Below are 18,528 nucleotides of genomic sequence, written 5' to 3'. Positions count from 1 at the left end.
GGTCGTCGGCACGGGATGCGCCGAGCTCTGTCACCGGTGTCAGGCGAGCATTCCGCTGCCCAGCCAGTCGCCGGAGTTCCGCGCGCCGGGTAACGCGAAGTAGTAGCCGCCGCCGAACGGCGAGATGTAGTCCGTCAGCGGCTCGTCGGCGAGCCGCTTCTGCACTGTCACGAACTGGCGTTCGAGGTCCTGGTTGAACGCCGTGAAGATGAGTCCCATGTCGAGGTCGCCATTGGCGTCGAGCCCGGCGTCGTAGTTGTATGCCCGCCGGAGCATGCGCTGGTTCGCGGTGGCCGTCGTGTGCGGATTGGCGAGGCGGATGTGCGCATCCAGCTGGATGACGTCGCCCGTCGGGTCGAGCTCGTAGTGCGGGTCGTCGTGTTCGTACGAGCGGGTGAGCGGCGCCCCGGTGTCGCGGCGCCGGCCGATCATGTTCTCCTGCTCGTGCAGGTTGACTCTGTCCCAGAACTCGACGAGCATCCGGATGAGCCGCACCACGTGATAGCTCCCGCCGGCGACCCAGCCGGGCTCTGCTCCGCCTGCGCGCGCCCAGACGAGGTCGGCCATGCACTTCGCGTCCGTGGTGGCCGGGTTGCTCGTGCCGTCCTTGAACCCCATGAGGTTGCGCGGCGTCCCGGACGGACGCGGCGGGGAGATGAAGCCGTCCTGCCGCCAGCGCACCTGCATCCCTCCCCTGGTGGCGCGCGTGATCTCGCGCACAGCGTGGGTGACGGCGTCCCGGTCGTCAGCGCAGACCTGGAGCAGCAGGTCGCCGTCGCAGACCTCGCGGCGGAGCGCGTCGTTGGCGAAGTCCTCCATTGTGCGCAGGCGCGCCGGCTTGGCGCTCGCCAGCCCGAACCGCTCGTCGAACAGCGAGGCGCCGACCGAGAGGGTCACGGTGAGACTGTCGGGAACGACGGTCGGGCCGAGGATGCCGGAGTCGCGCGGCGGCGCGGTGAGCCCCGGGTCGGGCGGGGTGCCTCCCGTGGTGAGAAAGGCGGCGCGCTCGGTGACCGTCTTGAGCAGGTCCGCGAGTTCGGCCCTGTTCGCGGTCGTCGCGTCGAGTGCCACGAACGCCGCGGCCCGCTGGGGAGGAGTGAGGATGCCCTGCTGGTGCGTGCCGTGGAACGGGTAGCCGGTGCGGGCCGTCCCCGCCGCAGCAGCTTGCGCGCCCGCGACCGCACCGACCCCCGCGACTGCACCGACCCCCGCGACCGCACCGGCGCCCACCGCCGCGCCCGCTGCTGCCTGCAGGAAGTCCCGCCGTCCGATCCCGCTCATGCTTCCCTCCGGATGTCGCAGATCGCCGCAACGGGAGCGAGCAGCTCCAGCGTCCCGTCCACCGCGCCGTCGACCCGCTCTCGTTCCGCGCGGCTGAGCGACGAGAGCGGACGCCAGCTGCCGTCGGCGGCCCGAAACGACTCGATCAGCTTCTGCGTCGCAGCGATCGACGCCGTGGTCGCGGTCATCCCGTCGTAGCGGCTGCTCAGGATGCTCGTGAGCGGCGCCAGGGCGGCAGACGCGCCGCTGAGGTTGGCGTCGACCGTGGCCAGCTCTGTCCCAGATGCGGCGTCGGCGTCGCCCGTCAGCTCGAACTGCAGGGCGTTCTCGACGATCTCGTGCGCCCGCAGGCCGATGGCGCCAGGGTCGATCTCGGCGTCGGCGATCGTGGAGGCGAGCGTGGCGACCGACGCGGACAGTGCGGAGACTGCATCCGCCACCTGCGTAGCAGGAGCACCGGACCACAGCAGGGCCTCGATGCGGTGGAACCCGGTGAGGTCGGAGTCGGTGAGCGCGGTGGTGCCCGGCGCGGGCAGGCCGTCGATGGCATCGCCGGTGTCCCCGAACGCGTCGTACGCTGCACCGAGGGTCTCATAAGTGAGGTGGGCGCTGAGCCAGTCGCGGCGTGCCGCCGCTAAGTCGCCCTCCGCGGTGTCGGTGCCGAGCTCGGCCACCTGTCGTTGCAGCACGGGGATGCGCGACGCCACCCAGGTCGTGTACGTCTTGGCCACCGGGATGAGGTCGTTCCTGGTCACAGGCACGACCCCCGGCGTGAGCTGAGCGGACGGCGGAGCCGGCCCGACCGAGACGGTTGGTCCGTGCACGGGGTCGGCGTCGGCAGGAAGACAGACGAACCGGTAGCGTCCTGCGCCGATCGTCACCCGCGCTGTGGCGTGCGCGCCTGCGCCGAGGCCCTCCAGGTCGAGGAAGACCTTCTTCGAATCGACGGCCTGCAGGTACACCTCGATCCCGGCGACCGTGTGGTTCGTCACCGTGAAGGTCTGCTCGCCGCCAGGGACGGACGCGTTCGTCGGCGCATCCTGACCACCCCAGCCTGCGCCGCAGGCGTCGGAGTCGGCCGCCACCGCGTACGACGCAGGATGCTCGCCGGCCTGCGCGCTCTGCGACCTCACCGCGACCGTGACCACCACCGCGATGACCACCAGGGCTCCGAGCGCAGCGAAGAACACTGCGAGTCTGGAGCGCTTCGACATGGACTCACGGCCTCCTGGCGGATGGGCGGGCGGGGACGGCTGAGCCGGACCGAACCGGCAGGAGCGATGTTAGGAGGGTCGCGCATCCCCTGGTCGGCGCTTCACGCGTTGTTCACCAGGCCGTCACCATCCGTGCCCCGAACGGGGGACGGGTGTGCTCGGCGCCACTGGGCGCGGCGTAGGCTTTCTCCCATGCTTGCAACAGTCATCCACGGTGAAAAGGACATCCGCGTCGAAGAGGTCCCCGACCCCGTGCTGTCGACCGGCGGCGACGCCATCGTGCGCGTCGTCGCTGCCTGCGTCTGCGGGTCCGACCTGTGGCCGTACCGCGGCGTCACGCCGACGCACGAGGCGCACCGCATCGGGCACGAGTTCGTCGGTGTCGTCGAGGAGGTCGGGCCGGAGGTCACGACGATCGCGCCTGGCGACTTCGTCATCGCGCCGTTCTACGACTGCGACATGACCTGCGTCAACTGCAAGAACGGTGTCAGCACCTCCTGCCTGCACGGTGGATGGTGGGGCTCCGACGACAAGCTCGGCGGGTTCGCGGACGGCGGCCAGGGCCAGAAGGTACGCGTGCCGCACGCCGACGGTTCGCTCGTCGCGACGCCGGAGTACCCGCGCGACGAGCTCATCCCGAGCCTGCTGACGCTGTCGGATGTGATGGGCACCGGTCACCACGCCGCCGTCTCGGCCGGCGTGACGAAGGGCAGCACGGTCGTCGTCGTCGGAGACGGCGCGGTCGGGCTGTGCGCTGTGCTCGCGTCCGCTCGCCTCGGGGCATCGCGCATCGTTGCCATGTCGAGGCACGAGTCCCGCCAGGAGCTGGCGCGTGCGTTCGGCGCGACCGACATCATCGCCGAGCGCGGCGACGCCGGAGTCGCGGCCGTGAAGGAACTGCTCGACGGGATCGGCGCAGACTGCGTGCTCGAGGCGGTCGGCACCAAGGAGTCGATGGACCAGGCGATCCGCTCTGCCCGCCCTGGCGGAATGGTCGGCTACGTCGGCGTGCCCAACGGCGGCCCCGAGCTGCCCGTCCGTCCGCTGTTCAACAACAACGTCGGCGTCAACGGGGGCGTCGCTCCCGTGCGCAACTACGTGGAGGAGCTGCTCCAGGACGTCTGGTCCGGCGCCATCGACCCCGGCCGCGTCTTCGACCTGGAGCTCCCGCTGTCCGCGGCGGCAGAGGCGTACGCGGCGATGGATGAGCGCCGCGCTATCAAGGTGCTCCTGCGGCCGTAAGGAGCAGACCGGTGTCGACCTACGGTTCGTTGGTCAGTTGACGATCTCGCCGCGCGATTCCGGTGGGAGTCCGGTGAGCCGGTCGCGCCACTGTTGCAGCGCTTCGGAGGTGAGCCTGGTCCAGTCGGTGACCTCGGCGATGACCCGGATGGGTTCGGCGCTGCGGTACGAGCGCGTCGGGTTGCCAGGGAACTTCTTGTCTGTGACGTTCGGGTCGTCCTCGAAGCCGCCCGTCGGCTCGACGAGGTAGACCCGTGGCTCGCGATGGTCTGGCGCGAGCTCTGCGGCGAGTTCTGCCGCGAGGCCGGCGCCGTCTCGCAGCGCGGTGAAGTAGATGTGGTTCATGATGACATCGGGCCGGTAGTTGGACGGGAACCCTGGCGAGAGGAGATCCCCGGCCAGGAGATCGGCCGTGGTGCCGTGGTAGAACGGCCCTGATTCCTGCGCTGCGCTCACAGCGCCATGATACGAGGGCCGGGGCGGACCGGTAGACGATGCGGTAGCGTGCGGACATGTTCCCTGTGATCGATCCTGACGCACACGGCTGGGTGGAGAACCCGGACGGAGACAGCATCTACTGGGAGACCAGTGGCAACCCGGACGGTGTGCCCGTCGTCTGGCTGCACGGTGGTCCTGGTTCAGGGCTCGGGCAGGGCAACTACCGCAAACGATACGACCCCGCGAAGTTCCGCCTCATCGGCATCGACCAGCGCGGATGCGGTCGGAGCACTCCGTCTATCGTGGATGCGCTCGACCGCCTTCCATCGAACACCACAGACGGACTCATCGCCGACCTCGAACTGGTCCGCACCGAGCTGGGCATCGACCGCTGGCTCGTGACGGGTGGTTCGTGGGGGTCCACGCTCGCGCTGGCGTACGCTCTGGCGCATCCAGAGCGGGTGATAGGGATCGTGCTCGGCGCCGTGACCACCACGGGCCGGGATGAGGTCGACTGGATCACGGAGACGATGGGACGCATCTTCCCGGAGGCGTGGGCTGCGCTGGAGCGGTCGTCGAACCGCCGCCCGGGTGAGCGCGTGGTCGACGCGTACGCGCGCGTGCTCGCGACCGGCACGGTCGAGGAGCGGATCGCTGCGGCCGACGCGTGGGACGACTGGGAGTCGACCCACGTCTCACTCGACCCCAACTTCGTGCCGGGTCCGCTCCACACCGATCCGATGCAGCGGCTGGTCTTCGCGACTCTCGTCACCCACTACTGGGCGAACGACGCATTCCTGCCAGGCGACCGCGCCATCCTGAACCGTGTGGTCGAGCTCGCGCACATCCCTGCCGTATTCATCCACGGCCGCCACGACGTCAGCGGCCCGGTCATCACGCCCTGGCTGCTGCACAGGCAGTGGCCGGCCAGCCGACTGATCGTGGTCGAAGGCGAGGGGCACGGCGGCCCGGAATCGGCAGAGCGCATGGCGGAGGCGATCAGCGGGTTCGCTCGCTGACCGCGGCGCTCGTCTCTCACGCGTCCGCAAGTCCGGACGGTGAGTCCGGGGCGCCGTCGCGCTCGGCTTGCACGTCGATCGCCTGGATGATCAACTCGAAGGCTACGAGCGCGGCGATGGCGGCCAGTCCGGCCAGCAGTCCCGCCGCTACTTCACGGCCTTGTTGAACCCGGTCACCGGCTGGCCTTCGTCGAAGCCGGGGACGCTACGGCGGAACCCGCGGGTGAGTACCAGCAGGTAGACGACGCCGAGGCCCATCCAGATGCTGCCGCCGATCAGCGCATCCACGTGGAGGTTTGCCCAGAGCACGCCGGTCAGCAGCATTCCGATGGCGGGGAGCACGATGAAGGTCACGATGTCGCGTGGCGTGCGACGGCGGCCCTTGCGGATGGCGAACCAGGCGATCACCGAGATGTTCACGAAGGTGAACGCGATGAGCGCGCCGAAGTTGATGAATGCTGCGATCGTCTCCAGGGTGAATGCCGCGGCCAGCAGGCTGATGACGCCGACCAGCACGATGTTGAACGTCGGGGTGTGCGTCTTCGCGTTGATGTGACCGAAGAACCGGTTGGGCAGCACGTTGTTGCGGCCCATCACCAGGAGCATCCTGGACACGGAGGCGTGCGAGGCGAGGCCGGAGGCCAGCGTCGCGCAGAACCCGGCAGCGGTCAGCACGGCCTGCAGGGTCTGGCCGCCGACCTGGAGACCGATCTCCGGCAGCGTGCTGTCCTGGATCGCCTCTTCCGGGAACACGTGGGACGACGGGAAGCGGAGCTGCGTGAAGTAGGAGGTGATGAGGAAGATCGCGCCGCCGATGATCACCGTGAACAGGATCGCCTTCGGCATGATCTTGGGGGTCTTGGCCTCTTCGGCGTACATCGTGACAGCGTCGAATCCGATGAACGAGAAGCAGACGATCGTGGCGCCGGTCAGCACAGCGCCGAGCGTCACGCCGTCGTGCAGGAACGGCTGGACGGACGCGATGGTCCCGGCGCCCTGACCCTGGGCGAGCTGCGCGATCACCATGACCACGAACACCACCATGACCACGATCGAGAACACCAGCAGCAGCATGTTGATGTTGGAGGTGCCGCGCATCGTCAGGTAGATGATCGAGGTGACGGCCGCGCAGTAGATGACCACCCAGATCCAGCCTGGCACGCCGGGGAACAGTGCTTCGAGGTAGCTGCGGATGATGAGGCAGTTCACCATCGGCAGCAGCACGTAGTCGATCAGCGACGTCCAGCCGACCAGGAAGCCGACGTTCGGGTGGATGGACTCGCGCACGTAGGTGTATGCCGACCCGGCGCTCGGAATGGCGCCGGCCATCTTGCCGTAGCTGATGGCCGTGAACATCATCACGACGAGCGCAACCAGGTAAGCCGACGGGACGACGTTGTTCGTGTCCTTCGCGACCATGCCGAACGTGTCGAACACGACGGTCGGCGTCATGTAGCCGAGGCCGAGACCGACGATCGCCCACAGGCCGAGGTTCCGTTTGAGCTTGCCGCTCGATGCGATCGCTGGCGCGATGGGAGTCGTCATTGTCTCTCCTTCGGCGGGCGACGCTGCGACTCTGCAACGACCCGCGACACTGCTATGGCCGTCTGAGTTCGGCCATATTCCCACAGATCCGGCGCGCGTCAAACTCCGTGACAGGGCGCGGCCGATCCTGTGCGGGGCCGACCACGCCCTTCTCGTAGGGAGTCGCCGTCAGGCGTTATCCGTTACGCGTTGACGACGACGATGTCGTCCAGCGCGGCACGGGTGCGCGGTGCGAGCTCGCGCTCGCGAAGTGGGTCGGGAAGGGCGTCAGGGTCGCCGAGCACGCCGATGGCGCTGACGGAGGTGGGCACGAAGCGGTCTTCGATGCCGAAGGCGGTGCGGAGCGCCTCCCCGTCGAAGCCGCCCATCTGGTGCACGTGCAGGCCGTCGTGGTGCGCCTGGACGCTGAGGTGGGCGACGGCCTGACCGAGGTCGTACGTGGCCCAGCGGCGGTCGTTGCCCTCGGCATCCTTCACCTCGGCGAATGCGACGATGAGTGCGCTCGCCGATCCTGCCCACGCCTGGTTGAACCCCATCAGGGTCGCGGCGATGGTGTCGAACTCGGTGGTTCCGCGGCGGGCGACGACGAAACGCCACGGCTGCGTGTTGCTCGCGGACGGCGACCAGCGGGCGGCCTCCAGCGCGGCGGTCAGCGCGGTTTCGGGGACGACGGCGCTCGGGTCGAAGGCGCGGGGGCTCCAGCGCTCTGCGAGGGCGGGGATGATGGGTGCCGCGGTGACGGCGGCGCGCGAGTTCAGCTCGGCGATGGACATGGCTCTCCTGGTGGTTCGAACGACATGGAAGCGCGTGGCTCCATTGCCAAGCTATAACCATGCAAACACATTCAGCGTGGGAGTATTCCGACCCCCGGAAAATGAACCATTTGTTACAGGTGTGTTAATTCTCCCCGGCTTGCGCCCGTCCGTTTTCTACCCGCATCCGGGGTACAAATCGCATCGCCATCCCTGCGCACCGCGGTCGACGGGATGCGCAGCATCACTCTGAGCGATTTCTCAGTTGACCGGCCTTTCCGCCTCCCCCGAACGGGGGTGCGTCCGTCATTCTGCCGACAGCCGGATCGTGTCCGCGTGTCGGCGGACAGGGGCGGGACGGGGCACACCGCCCCCCGTCGCCCGCTGCCCGGAAACGTCACTTGCGGCGCGCGAAACGTCCCGGCTAGAACTTGATCAACCCGACCGCCCAGATCCCCAGTGACGTGGATGACACCCCCTGTATCTCTGCGAGGTCCCGTCCATGTTCATCTTCATTCTGCAAATCCGGCACATGCTGGAGGGGCATCCCGAGTTCTATCTGTTCGCCGTCTACTCCGCCTTCATCTGGGTCATCTGGCTCATCAAGGTGGCCGTCTCCCGCCGCTACCGCCCGTACACCGAGGACTTCGAGGTATCGACCAGCGTCGTCGTCCCCGTGGTTGACGAACCGCTCGATCTGTTCCGCGACGTCATCGGCCGCATGGTCGAGCAGAAGCCGGGCGAGATCATCGTCGTCATCAACGGCGCCCCGAACCCCGGCCTCGTCGAGGTCTGCGAGGAGTTCGCGCCGCTGGTGCGATGGGTGCACACCCCCATCCCCGGCAAGCGCAACGCCGTGATGATCGGCACCAGGATGTCCACGGGCGACATCACCGTGCTGGTCGACTCCGACACCGTCTGGACGGAGAACACGCTCTCCGAGCTGGTGAAGCCGTTCAAGGACGAGCGCGTCGGCGGCGTCACCACCAAGCAGCGCATCCTGGAGCCGGAGCGGAGCTGGATCACCCGGTGGGCGGACTGGCTGGAGAACTCGCGCGCCCTGTACTCGATGCCGGCGCAGAGCGTCGTCGGGCAGATCGGCTGCCTTCCCGGCCGCACCATCGCGTTCCGGCGGTCGATCCTTATGCGCGTCATGGACAAGTTCATGAACGAGAAGTTCCTCGGCGTCTTTCTCGAGGTCTCGGACGACCGGACGCTCACGAACCTCACCCTCAAGGAGGGCTACCGCACCGTGTACCAGCACACCAGCCTGGTCTACACGGATGCGCCGCTCAAGGTGAAGAAGCTGTTCAAGCAGCAGCTCCGCTGGGCTCGCGGCAGCCAGTACAACACGCTCAGGATGCTGCCCTGGATGCTCGGCCACGCCCCGCTGCTGGCGTTCTTCTTCATCACCGACATCATCCTGCCGTTCGTGCTCGCCGGGGTCCTCGGCGGCTGGGTCTACCGCTCGATCACGGGTGAGGGCTACAACTTCTACGCCGGCTTCCTCAAGGCGTACGGCGTGCAGGGCGGAGTGCTCACGGTCGTCGCGCTGATGGTCGCCTCCTCCGTCATCAGCATGTCGATCCGTCAGATCCGGCACCTTTCAGAGAAGCCGTCCGACTTCTTCCGCCTTCCGGTGTTCATCATCGTCTCCACGTTCTTCCTCATGCCGATCCGCCTGCTCGGGTTCTTCCGCATGGCGCACGCCAGTGGCTGGGGCACCCGCTCCGGCGCATACTCCGGCGGACCGAACGAGATCAGCAGCGACGACGAGATCGCCCTGGCCCAGGCGCGGGATGCGCAGCAACTGGATGCGCAGGCACTGGATGCGCCTACCCGGGCCGAGCAGCTCCCCGACGCGGTCGGCGGCTTGACAACCACGACCGCCCTGAGCACCACGACCGCATTGGCCACCCGCGCAGAGACCCGCGCGGCCACCAAGACCACCACCAAGATCACCAAGACCCAGACCAAGACCGCTCGCGCCGAGCGGCGTCGGCTCAACCCGTACGCCGCCATCCCGTACCTGATCGGTATCGCGATCCTGACCATGGAGGCCCTGTTCCTTGTCTAGCCAAGCAGCCCACTGGTGGGCGCAGACCAAGTCGCGCTCCCTCATGACCACCGCCGCCTTCGTCGTGCTGAGCCTCGTGCTCGGCGGCATCTCCTACTACGTCTGGTCGTCCCCGACGAGCACGGTCCGCACCGTGGTCGACGCCGCGGCCACCGCCGTCAACCCGCTCGCGGCGCAGAACGCGAGCCTGCAGAAGAACCTGAGCACCGCGAAGAAGACCATCGCGACGCAGAACGGCAAACTCTCCTCCCTGCAGCAGCAGGCGCTCGCCGCGCAGGCGTCGACCGCGAAGCAGCTCGCCTCCGCGCAGCAGCGCGCCGTCACGGCGGAGAAGGCGCTCGCCCAGGCGAAGGCCCAGCTCGCCAGCGCGAACGGCGCCCTCTCGGCCAACGCAGCAGCCAAGAGCGGCGCGTCCGGTGGCAAGGCAGGAACCGGGGGAGGCACCAGCACCGGAGGCAACGGAAACGGCGGTAACGGCAACGGAGGCGACGGCGGAAACATCGCGCCGGAGCCCACCCCGATCACCGCGCCGAGCAAGGCGGAGCTGCTGCAGCCGGCCAGCCGCTACTACGGGATGTACACCGAGCAGGCCCCGTTCAACTGGGCGACGTTCGACGCGACCAGCGCGAAGGTCGGCGTGCAGCCCAACCTCGTCGGCTACTTCAGCGGCTGGGACGAGACGTTCCGTGCCAGCGCCGTCACCCGCGCCTGGCAGCAGGGCAGGCTGCCGATGATGACCTGGGAGTCCAGGCCCATCTCGGCGGGCAACGACTCGGTGGATGCGCCGGAGTACTCGCTCCCGAAGATCATCGGAGGCGACTTCGACGCCTACCTGCACCAGTACGCCAAGGACATCGTGGCGACCGGCCTGCCGCTGGCCATCCGTCTCGACCACGAGATGAACGGCGTCTGGTACCCGTGGGCGGAGACCGACGGCAAGGGCAACTCGATCAACGGCAACAGCCCCGGCGACTACGTGAAGATGTGGAAGCACGTCCACGACGTCTTCCAGGAGGAGGGCGCGAACGACCTGGTGATCTGGGTGTGGGCGCCGAACATCGTCAACAATCTCCCGGCGCAGCACAAGGTCGACGGCTACCTTCCCTCGCTCTACCCCGGCGACGACTACGTCGACTGGGTCGGACTGTCCGGCTACCTGCGGCCGCCGTACAAGGCGGACCAGAGCTTCACGTTCGATTACACCTTCACCCCGAGCTTGAACCAGCTCAGGGCCATCACGAAGAAGCCGATCGTCCTCGCGGAGGTGGGGGCGTCAGAGACGCAGGGCCATAAGACGGCCTGGGTCACCGACTTCTTCAACGCCTTCTCCAAGCCGGAGAACGACGACATCATCGGGTTCTCCTGGTTCAACCTCGCCGTGACGAGCTACGTCGAGGGGGTCAGAGCGACGAACGACTGGCGCATCGACTCCCGCGCAGACACGCTCTCCGCGTTCATCTCCGGGATCACGCGCCCGGAGGACCACTTCACGCTCACCCCGGCGCAATGACCTCAGCGAACATCCCAGCGAAAGGACCACGCGACATGACCACCAAGAAGACCACCAAGGAACAGCCGGCCCCGCGCATCAGCGTGATCGGCACCGGATACCTCGGAGCCACCCACGCCGCAGCGATGGCCGAGCTCGGGTTCGACGTGATCGGCGTCGACACCGACCAGAGCAAGGTCGACGCCCTCCGCGACGGCCGCGTGCCGTTCTTCGAGCCAGGCCTGCCGGAGCTCATCACCCAGCACGTCGCATCCGGTCGACTCAACTTCACCACCGACATCGCTGAGGCGACAGCGCTCGCCGACGTGCACTTCATCTGCGTCGGCACGCCGCAGCAGTCGGGCAGCTTCGCCGCCAACCTCAGCTACGTGGAGGCTGCGGCGCGGTCGATCGCGCAGAACATGACGCACGACGGCGTCATCGTCGGCAAGTCGACCGTCCCGGTCGGCACGGCCGCCAGGCTGCGCGCCATCGTGGCCGCCGAGCTGCCGGACGGCATCTCGGCCGAGCTGGTCTGGAACCCCGAGTTCCTCCGCGAGGGCAAGGCCGTGGACGACACGCTCTCTCCCGACCGTCTCGTCTTCGGCGGAACGTCCGAGCGTTCCGAGGCCGTGCTGCGCCGCATCTACGCGACCCCGATCGCGGCGGGCACGCCGGTCCTCGTGGCCGACCTGCCGACCGCCGAGCTGGTGAAGGTGAGCGCCAACGCGTTCCTCGCCACCAAGATCTCGTTCATCAACGCCATCTCCGAGGTGTGCGACGCCGCAGGCGCCGACGTGTCCCTGCTGGCGGATGCGCTCGGTCACGACGTTCGGATCGGTCGCCAGTTCCTGAACGCCGGCCTCGGCTTCGGCGGCGGCTGCCTGCCCAAGGACATCCGCGCCCTGATGCACCGGTCGAGCGAGCTCGGTGCGCACGCGGCGGTCGGCCTGCTGCAGCAGGTGGACGAGATCAACATGGGCCGCCGCCAGCGGGTCATCGACCTCGCCATCGCGGCCTGCGGCGGCTCGGTGCTCAACCGCAGGATCGGCGTGCTCGGGGCCGCGTTCAAGCCGCACACGGACGACGTGCGCGACTCGCCGGCTCTCAACGTCGCCGCCGCCCTTCACCTCCGCGGAGCGCAGGTCGTCGTGTACGACCCGGAGGCGCGCTCCACCGCCCAGCGCATGTTCCCGACCCTCGGCTACGCCGACTCGGTCGAGGAAGCGGTGAACGGCGCTGACGTGACGGTCGTGCTCACCGAGTGGCCCGAGTTCGTCGAGGCCGACCCTGCCGCCCTCGCGGCGATCGTGCACGGTAAAACGGTGATCGACGCCCGCAACTGCCTCGACGCCGGCGCGTGGTCGGCCGCCGGCTGGGCGGTGCACGTCATGGGCAGGGTGCCGGAGGGCGCCCCGCTGGCCGACGACCTCGCCGCGCTCGCCGGCGTGCGCTGAGCGCATCCACCGCATCCACCGCATCCCCCTTTTCGGCTGTTCCCCGCTTCCTTCGAGAGGAAACCATCATGACCAGTTACGTCACCAAGGCCGTCATTCCGGCCGCAGGGCTCGGCACGCGCTTTCTGCCGGCCACCAAGGCCATGCCCAAAGAGATGCTCCCCGTCGTTGACAAGCCCGCCATCCAGTACGTGGTCGAGGAGGCGGTCGGCGCAGGCCTGAACGATGTCCTGCTCGTGACGGGCCGCAACAAGAACGCGCTGGAGAACCACTTCGACCGCAACACAGAGCTCGAGGACACCCTCGCCAGGAAGGGCGACCTCGACCGGTTGGAGAAGGTCAACCAGTCCACGTCGCTCGCCGACATGCACTACGTGCGCCAGGGCGACCCGAAGGGTCTCGGCCACGCCGTGCTCCGCGCCAAGATGCACATCGGCCACGAGCCGTTCGCCGTCCTCCTCGGCGACGACATCATCGACGCCCGCGACCCGCTGCTGTCCAGGATGCTCGAGGTGCAGCGGCAGCTCAACACCACGGTCGTCGCTCTCCTCGAGGTCGACCCCAGCCAGATCCACCTCTACGGTGCCGCCGCAGTGGTCGAGACGGACGAGGACGACGTCGTGCGGATCACCGGCCTGGTCGAGAAGCCGGACCGCGAGAGCGCTCCGTCGAACTACGCGGTGATCGGGCGTTACGTGCTGCGGCCGGAGATCTTCGACATCCTGGAGAAGACGGAGCCTGGCAAGGGCGGCGAGATCCAGCTGACGGATGCGCTGCAGGGCCTCGCCACCGCGCCATCGTGGACGGGCGGCGTGCACGGCGTCGTCTTCTCCGGGCGTCGCTACGACACCGGCGACCGCCTGGACTACATCAAGGCGATCGTGCAGCTCGCCGCCGCCCGCGACGACCTCGGCAAGGACCTCGTGCCGTGGCTGCGCGAGTTCACCGCGACGGACGGCGTGGATGCGGTCGAGGCGGCCGCTCCCGTCGCTCCCGCACCGGCCCAGCCGGCCAAGCCCGCCAAGCCGGCGAAACCGACCGTCGCGACCATCCCGGCCGAGCCGGCGGCAGAGCCTGCGCCGCGCAAGCGCGACCTGGTGCCGGTGGCAGGAGCCTGACCACTCGCTGAATCTCACGGCCCTCGCGTCATGAACGCGAGGGCCGTGCATCTCTTCGGGTGCCGCTGTCGTCGGCGGCCATCTACCCGAATGGATGTGCACCCGTGTCCCGAAAACTGCTCGCTATCGTCCTCTCCGCCGTCGGCCTTCTCGGCCTGAGCGGGCTGAGCCTCCTCGCCGCCCCGACGGCGGAGGCTGCCGTCATCCCCAACGCCATCACCGGCGTCTCCCTCACGTCCACGCCCTCGGTCGGCAGATACGCCACGTCGACCTTCGACTGCACCTGGGCGGTTCCGGACGGCTCGTCCGCCGGCGACACGTTCACCCTCCAGCTCCCGCAACAGCTCTCCTGGTTCGGCACGGCCGACTTCGATCTGAAGGACACGGCGGGGGATGTGGTCGCCACGGCCCACGCCGACGCCTCCGGTCTGGTCACCTTCATCCTCACGAGCTTCGTGTCGACGCATCCCCACTCGGTGAACGGCACCTGCGCCTTCACGACGCTGTTCACCGCCGAGCAGACCCAGGCGGGTCCGACCACTCTGCAGTTCACGGTCGGATCGACCGTCTACCCGATCGATGTCGTCGAGGCTGGACCGTGCACCAGCTCGTGCGAGACCGCCGCTCCCACGACGGCGTCGAAGAACGGATACTGGGCGGACACCGCGCAGACCCGAATCCACTCGTTCATCGAGGATCCGGCGACCACCGACACCGTGAACACGGTCACGATCACGGACACCCCGGCGGGCGGAACGTCGATCGACTGCACGAGCGTCGCCCCGACGATCGGCATGTGGGACCCGGCGACGGGAGCCATCGCGCAGCCGGACCGGAGCGCCGACTATCCCGCCGCTGTCGACTGCACGCCGGCCGGCGTGACGGTCACCTGGGTGGATGTGCCAGCGGGCAAATACACCAGGCTCGACCTCGACACCGTGGTGACGGATGCGGCGCTCGGCGCATACAAGAACACGGGAACCGTGGTGATGAACGGTAAATCGACGCCCGTGCAGTCGACCGTGGAGACGACGGCGGCCGCTGGGACGGGAACCGGGCAGGCACCCGCGTCCACGCCGACTCTGACGCCCACCCCGACGCCGACCTCCACGCTGACACCCGCACCCGCCGGAGCCACGTCGACTCCCGCGCCGTCGGCCACCGGCCCGGCGACGCCGTCAGCGAGGGAACACCTCGCCGAGACCGGCTCCGACCTCACCGCGCCGCTCTCCGCCGCGCTCGCCCTCACCGCCGCAGGGGTCGGAATCGCGATCGCCAGGACCTACCGCCGCAGGCACGCTACGCGCTGACCCGGTCAGTCGAGCCCGAGGCGCTTGAGCGTGTGGTGCTCGCTGTGCCCGGCGTCCGTCTCGATCTCGTCCACCGCGATCGGGATGCCTGGACCGATGGCGAGCCACACGAAACCGTCCCTGTGGACGAGGGGAACCAGGTCGGTGGTGCCGTCCTTGAGGAGGGTGCGCACGCGCTTCAGCAGTGCGTACCCTTCTGACGGCCTTGTCACGTACGTCTTGCGCCGATAATGGACGACGTGCGCGACGGTCTTCGCGCCGAGTCCTTCCACCTGGGCGTCGGTCAGTGCCTCGGTCATCTGCGGTCCTTTCGGGTCGTGCTCTCGGGCGTTCATTGACGGTACTCGCGTCCCAGGCCGAGTCAACCGAGCCGAACGTGCAGAGCCGGCCGGTGTCGCGCATCCCGAGCCCGCCGCTCTGGACGCGCGGGTGGCAGATGGCCTACCGTGCTGTGTATGGGAACACTGAACAGCGTCGCCTGCGGGCGACGCGTGATCGCGCGGGAGCGTCGCGCCTGACGGCGCGCTTCCACCGATTCACTGATCGCGCCGTACCTCCGGAGACCTTCGCGCCCCGGATACGGAAGCCGTTCGTGCTGCCTCCGACCTGTTCCGCGGGCGCTCCATCCTTCGTTGCTGGAGTCCCACGTGCGTACCCATTCCTCTCGTCCATCCCATCCATCCCGTCCCTCCCGCGCATCCCGACCGGTCGCCCCGGTCGGCGGCAGGCATGAGCTCGGCCAGAACTTCCTCGTCCACCAGGCCACCATCGACAGGGTCGTCGCACTCACCCGGGCGACGCGCGGGCCGATCCTCGAGATCGGCGCGGGCGACGGCGCCATCACCAGGCACCTGGCCAGGCTCGGCCGCGACCTGCTGGCGATCGACCTCGACGGCGCCAGCGTGCGCCGTCTGGCCGAGCGGCTGCCGTCCGCCGACATCCGCCAGGCAGACGCGCTGCGCTTCCCGCTGGACAGGCCGGTCGTCGTCGGCAATCTCCCGTTCCACCTGACCACTCCCATCCTGCGCCGCCTGCTCGGCTCCGGCCGGTGGCGCAGCGCCATCGTGATCACCCAGTGGGAGGTGGCACGCAAGCGCGCGGGCGTCGGCGGACGCACCATGATGACGGCACAGGCCGCCCCCTGGTTCGACTTCGCGCTGCACGCCCGAGTGCCATCCGACGGCTTCCGTCCACGACCCTCCGTCGACGGCGGCCTCCTCACCGTCGAGCGACGACGCGACCCTCTGATCCGCTCGACCGAGCGCCGGGCATACGAGCGCTTCGTGGCAGCCGTCTTCACCGGCCACGGCAGGGGCATGGATGCGATCCTCGCCAACGCGGTCGGCGTCCCCACTGCGGCCCGCAGGTCGGCGCTCGCCGCGGCAGAGGTGGCGCCGTCCGCACTGCCGCGCGACCTGACCGCGGAGGCATGGGTGCAGGTGTGGGCGCACTGTGCAACGTTCGCAGGCGGCGCGCGGGGGAGGAGGTAGCGTTGCCGTCGTGCTGCCTCTCCCGTCTCCCGCCGAGCTGGACGACCTCGCCGACCGCGGCTGGCCGGCGCCCGAGCGCGAAGCACTCGGCCCGTGGACGCTCCGCTTCGCGGACGGCGTCACCAACCGCGCCAACTCGGTCCTCCCCTCCGGCCGGGCGGATGCGGCCGCCGTGCCCGACCTCGTCGCCGCCGCCGAGCAGGCATACCGTCGTCGCGGCCTGCCCACCGTCTTCCAGGTCAGCCCGGCCACCGACGCTGCCCTCCCCGCCGAACTCGCGGCCCGCGGCTATCGTGAGCACTCGGCCACGCGCATCCTGGTCGCCGACCGCGCGACGATCGCGGCGGCCTCCGCTGCCGTCGCCATCGCCATCGCCTCCCTCCCGTCCGAGCCGTGGATGGAGCTCTGGTGGTCGGTCGACGGCCGCGGCGACCGGGCAGCGCAGGCCGTCGCCGAGCGCATCCTCGCCGGGGTCCAGGCGCTCTACGCCGCCTCAGGCCCGGCGGAACGCCCGGATGCGGTGGCCCGGCTCGCCGTCGTCGACGGCTGGGGTGGCTTGTTCGCCGTGGCAACGCGGCCGGAGGCACGCCGCCGTGGCCACGCCGCCACCCTCATCCGTACGGTCGCCGACGCCGCAGCGGTCCGCGGTGTCGAGCGCCTCTGGCTGCAGGTCATGGCGGACAACACCGCCGCCGTCGCCCTCTACGAGAGGCTCGGCTTCGTCCAGGCGTCGAGCTACAGCTACTGGAGCGAATCCGCCCTTTGACATCCGCCCGTTAACACCGCGATGCCGGGTGCGTGGACCTAGGGAATCCACGCAGCCCGGCATACGTTCGGGGTTACCTTCGGAGGATATTCGGGTTCCTCCGCCGGCTATCCCAGACTAGCGAAGATCGAGCCAATGTGGGTCAAATGGAGGACACGATTTGTACCCCAGTAGGAGTGTCATTCTGGCCCTCGCTTGGGGTGTCCCTGGCTCTTGACGTCAAAAAGCCGACGCTGTAGTGCAAGAAACGAACTGTCTACGCCGAAAGCTCCTGCTTGAGAGCTGCGACGAAGGCGTCGATGTCGTGCTCTGTGGTGTCGAATGAGCACATCCAGCGCACCTCGTGGCGTGCGGCGTCCCAGTCGTAGAAGCGGAAGTGCTCGCGCAGCCTGTCGGCGACACCGGCGGGCAGCGTGGCGAACACGCCGTTCGATTGGGTCGCCTGGCTGAATCCGACACCAACGATGCTGCCGTCCGCGATGCCGGCCTCGAGGGACGTGCGCAGCCGATTCGCCATCGCGTTCGCGTGCGACGCCGACCGCAGGTAGAGATCGTCGGTGAGCAGCGCGATGAGCTGGGCGGAGATGAACCGCATCTTCGACGCGAGCTGCATGTTCAGCTTGCGCAGGTAGAGCAGCCCGTCGGACGCCTCCGGGTTGAGCACGACGATCGCCTCGCCGTAGAGCATCCCGTTCTTGGTGCCGCCGAAGCTGAGCACGTCCACTCCTGCGTCGGTGGTGAACGCGCGCAGCGGCACCCCGAGCGACGCGGCGGCGTTCGCGATGCGCGCGCCGTCCATGTGCAGCTTCATGCCGAGCGAGTGAACGTGGTCTGCGATGGCCTTCACCTCGTCGACGCTGTACGCCGTGCCGAGCTCTGTGGTCTGCGTGATCGACACGACGAGCGGCTGAGCGCGGTGCTCGTCGCCCCAGCCCCAGGCCTCTTTGTCGATGAGCTCCGGGGTGAGCTTGCCGTCCGGTGTCTCGACCTGGAGCAGTTTGATCCCGGCGACGCGCTCGGGCGCGCCCGCCTCGTCCGTGTTGATGTGCGCCGTCTTCGCGCACACCACAGCGCCCCAGCGCGGGATCATCGACTGCAGCCCGACCACGTTGGCGCCGGTGCCGTTGAACACGGGGAACACCTGCACGCCGTCGCCGAAGTGCTCCGCGAACACGTCGTGCAGTCGCGCCGTGTACACGTCTTCGCCGTAGGCGATCTGGTGGCCCTCGTTGGCCGCGGCGATGGCGTCGAGGATCTCGGGGTGGACTCCCGCGTAGTTGTCTGAGGCGAAACCGCGCAGGTTGAGGTCATGGAGTTGTAGCGTCACGTA

The 18,528-nt window shown here is 68.7% G+C and carries 16 protein-coding genes; 9 read left to right on the top strand and 7 right to left on the bottom strand.

Translation table 11 applies throughout. From position 1 onward, the window contains the following. Positions 1 to 39: 39 nt before the first annotated feature. Entirely contained in the window at positions 40 to 1,281 is a 1,242-nt protein-coding gene (gene efeB, locus ACIRCZ_RS09675; RefSeq protein ID WP_402852328.1) for an iron uptake transporter deferrochelatase/peroxidase subunit, read from the bottom strand. Continuing rightward, positions 1,278 to 2,495 carry an imelysin family protein gene (locus ACIRCZ_RS09670; RefSeq protein ID WP_402852325.1) on the bottom strand — a complete coding sequence of 406 codons (1,218 nt, stop codon included), beginning with the start codon at positions 2,493 to 2,495 and terminating at the stop codon, positions 1,278 to 1,280. The genes efeB and ACIRCZ_RS09670 overlap by 4 nt, the downstream gene beginning before the upstream one ends. A gap of 192 nt (positions 2,496 to 2,687) precedes the next feature. On the opposite strand from ACIRCZ_RS09670, the gene ACIRCZ_RS09665 reads away from it, so the two are divergent. Next, positions 2,688 to 3,737, top strand: coding sequence for a zinc-dependent alcohol dehydrogenase family protein (locus tag ACIRCZ_RS09665; RefSeq protein ID WP_402852322.1), 1,050 nt, complete (start codon positions 2,688 to 2,690; stop codon positions 3,735 to 3,737). Between the two features lie 33 nt (positions 3,738 to 3,770). Here the strand turns inward: ACIRCZ_RS09665 and arr are convergent, their stop codons facing one another. Beyond that, positions 3,771 to 4,193, bottom strand: a complete 423-nt coding sequence (gene arr / locus ACIRCZ_RS09660; protein ID WP_055898106.1) for an NAD(+)--rifampin ADP-ribosyltransferase — start codon at positions 4,191 to 4,193, stop codon at positions 3,771 to 3,773. A 56-nt stretch (positions 4,194 to 4,249) separates the two neighbouring features. Here arr and pip point away from each other — a divergent pair, with 56 nt between their 5' ends. Beyond that, a complete protein-coding gene (gene pip, locus ACIRCZ_RS09655; RefSeq protein WP_402852318.1) occupies positions 4,250 to 5,194 on the top strand; it encodes a prolyl aminopeptidase in 945 nt (314 codons plus the stop codon). A 147-nt stretch (positions 5,195 to 5,341) separates the two neighbouring features. Here the strand turns inward: pip and ACIRCZ_RS09650 are convergent, their stop codons facing one another. Both ACIRCZ_RS09650 and ACIRCZ_RS09645 read right to left on the bottom strand, forming a co-directional pair. Further along, a complete protein-coding gene (locus ACIRCZ_RS09650) occupies positions 5,342 to 6,739 on the bottom strand; it encodes an APC family permease (protein ID WP_402852315.1) in 1,398 nt (465 codons plus the stop codon). Positions 6,740 to 6,921: 182 nt separating this feature from the next. Further along, on the bottom strand, positions 6,922 to 7,512 hold the full coding sequence (locus ACIRCZ_RS09645; RefSeq protein WP_055898112.1) for a nitroreductase family protein: 591 nt from the start codon (positions 7,510 to 7,512) through the stop codon (positions 6,922 to 6,924). A 481-nt stretch (positions 7,513 to 7,993) separates the two neighbouring features. Here ACIRCZ_RS09645 and ACIRCZ_RS09640 point away from each other — a divergent pair, with 481 nt between their 5' ends. The 5 genes from ACIRCZ_RS09640 (at position 7,994) to ACIRCZ_RS09620 (ending at position 14,942) form a co-directional block, all read left to right on the top strand. Further along, positions 7,994 to 9,568 (top strand): glycosyltransferase, encoded by a 1,575-nt coding sequence (locus tag ACIRCZ_RS09640; protein ID WP_055898115.1) that lies wholly within the window; start codon positions 7,994 to 7,996, stop codon positions 9,566 to 9,568. After that, positions 9,561 to 11,078 carry a glycoside hydrolase family 26 protein gene (locus tag ACIRCZ_RS09635; RefSeq protein ID WP_055898117.1) on the top strand — a complete coding sequence of 506 codons (1,518 nt, stop codon included), beginning with the start codon at positions 9,561 to 9,563 and terminating at the stop codon, positions 11,076 to 11,078. The genes ACIRCZ_RS09640 and ACIRCZ_RS09635 overlap by 8 nt, the downstream gene beginning before the upstream one ends. Before the next feature lie 35 nt (positions 11,079 to 11,113). Further along, positions 11,114 to 12,514, top strand: a complete 1,401-nt coding sequence (locus ACIRCZ_RS09630; protein ID WP_402852309.1) for a UDP-glucose dehydrogenase family protein — start codon at positions 11,114 to 11,116, stop codon at positions 12,512 to 12,514. 68 nt (positions 12,515 to 12,582) lie between these two features. Continuing rightward, positions 12,583 to 13,632 carry a UTP--glucose-1-phosphate uridylyltransferase GalU gene (gene galU / locus ACIRCZ_RS09625; protein WP_402852306.1) on the top strand — a complete coding sequence of 350 codons (1,050 nt, stop codon included), beginning with the start codon at positions 12,583 to 12,585 and terminating at the stop codon, positions 13,630 to 13,632. 104 nt (positions 13,633 to 13,736) lie between these two features. After that, positions 13,737 to 14,942 carry an Ig-like domain-containing protein gene (locus ACIRCZ_RS09620; RefSeq protein WP_402852303.1) on the top strand — a complete coding sequence of 402 codons (1,206 nt, stop codon included), beginning with the start codon at positions 13,737 to 13,739 and terminating at the stop codon, positions 14,940 to 14,942. 5 nt (positions 14,943 to 14,947) lie between these two features. Here ACIRCZ_RS09620 and ACIRCZ_RS09615 read toward each other — a convergent pair whose 3' ends face one another. Then, positions 14,948 to 15,241 (bottom strand): hypothetical protein, encoded by a 294-nt coding sequence (locus ACIRCZ_RS09615; protein ID WP_235500577.1) that lies wholly within the window; start codon positions 15,239 to 15,241, stop codon positions 14,948 to 14,950. Between the two features lie 348 nt (positions 15,242 to 15,589). Between ACIRCZ_RS09615 and erm the strand changes: the two genes are divergently transcribed. Further along, positions 15,590 to 16,432, top strand: coding sequence for a 23S ribosomal RNA methyltransferase Erm (gene erm / locus ACIRCZ_RS09610; protein ID WP_055898129.1), 843 nt, complete (start codon positions 15,590 to 15,592; stop codon positions 16,430 to 16,432). Positions 16,433 to 16,442: 10 nt separating this feature from the next. After that, on the top strand, positions 16,443 to 17,198 hold the full coding sequence (locus ACIRCZ_RS09605; protein WP_402852298.1) for a GNAT family N-acetyltransferase: 756 nt from the start codon (positions 16,443 to 16,445) through the stop codon (positions 17,196 to 17,198). A 256-nt stretch (positions 17,199 to 17,454) separates the two neighbouring features. Here the strand turns inward: ACIRCZ_RS09605 and ACIRCZ_RS09600 are convergent, their stop codons facing one another. After that, the gene (locus ACIRCZ_RS09600; RefSeq protein ID WP_055898132.1) at positions 17,455 to 18,525 is read right to left on the bottom strand and encodes a low specificity L-threonine aldolase; all 1,071 of its coding nucleotides are present in this window, start codon (positions 18,523 to 18,525) and stop codon (positions 17,455 to 17,457) included. Positions 18,526 to 18,528 lie beyond the last annotated feature (3 nt).

The organism is Leifsonia sp. NPDC102414 (genome assembly GCF_044765685.1).
Taxonomy (GTDB): Bacteria; Actinomycetota; Actinomycetes; order Actinomycetales; family Microbacteriaceae; genus Leifsonia.
This window is presented reverse-complemented; position numbering and strand designations above follow the sequence as displayed.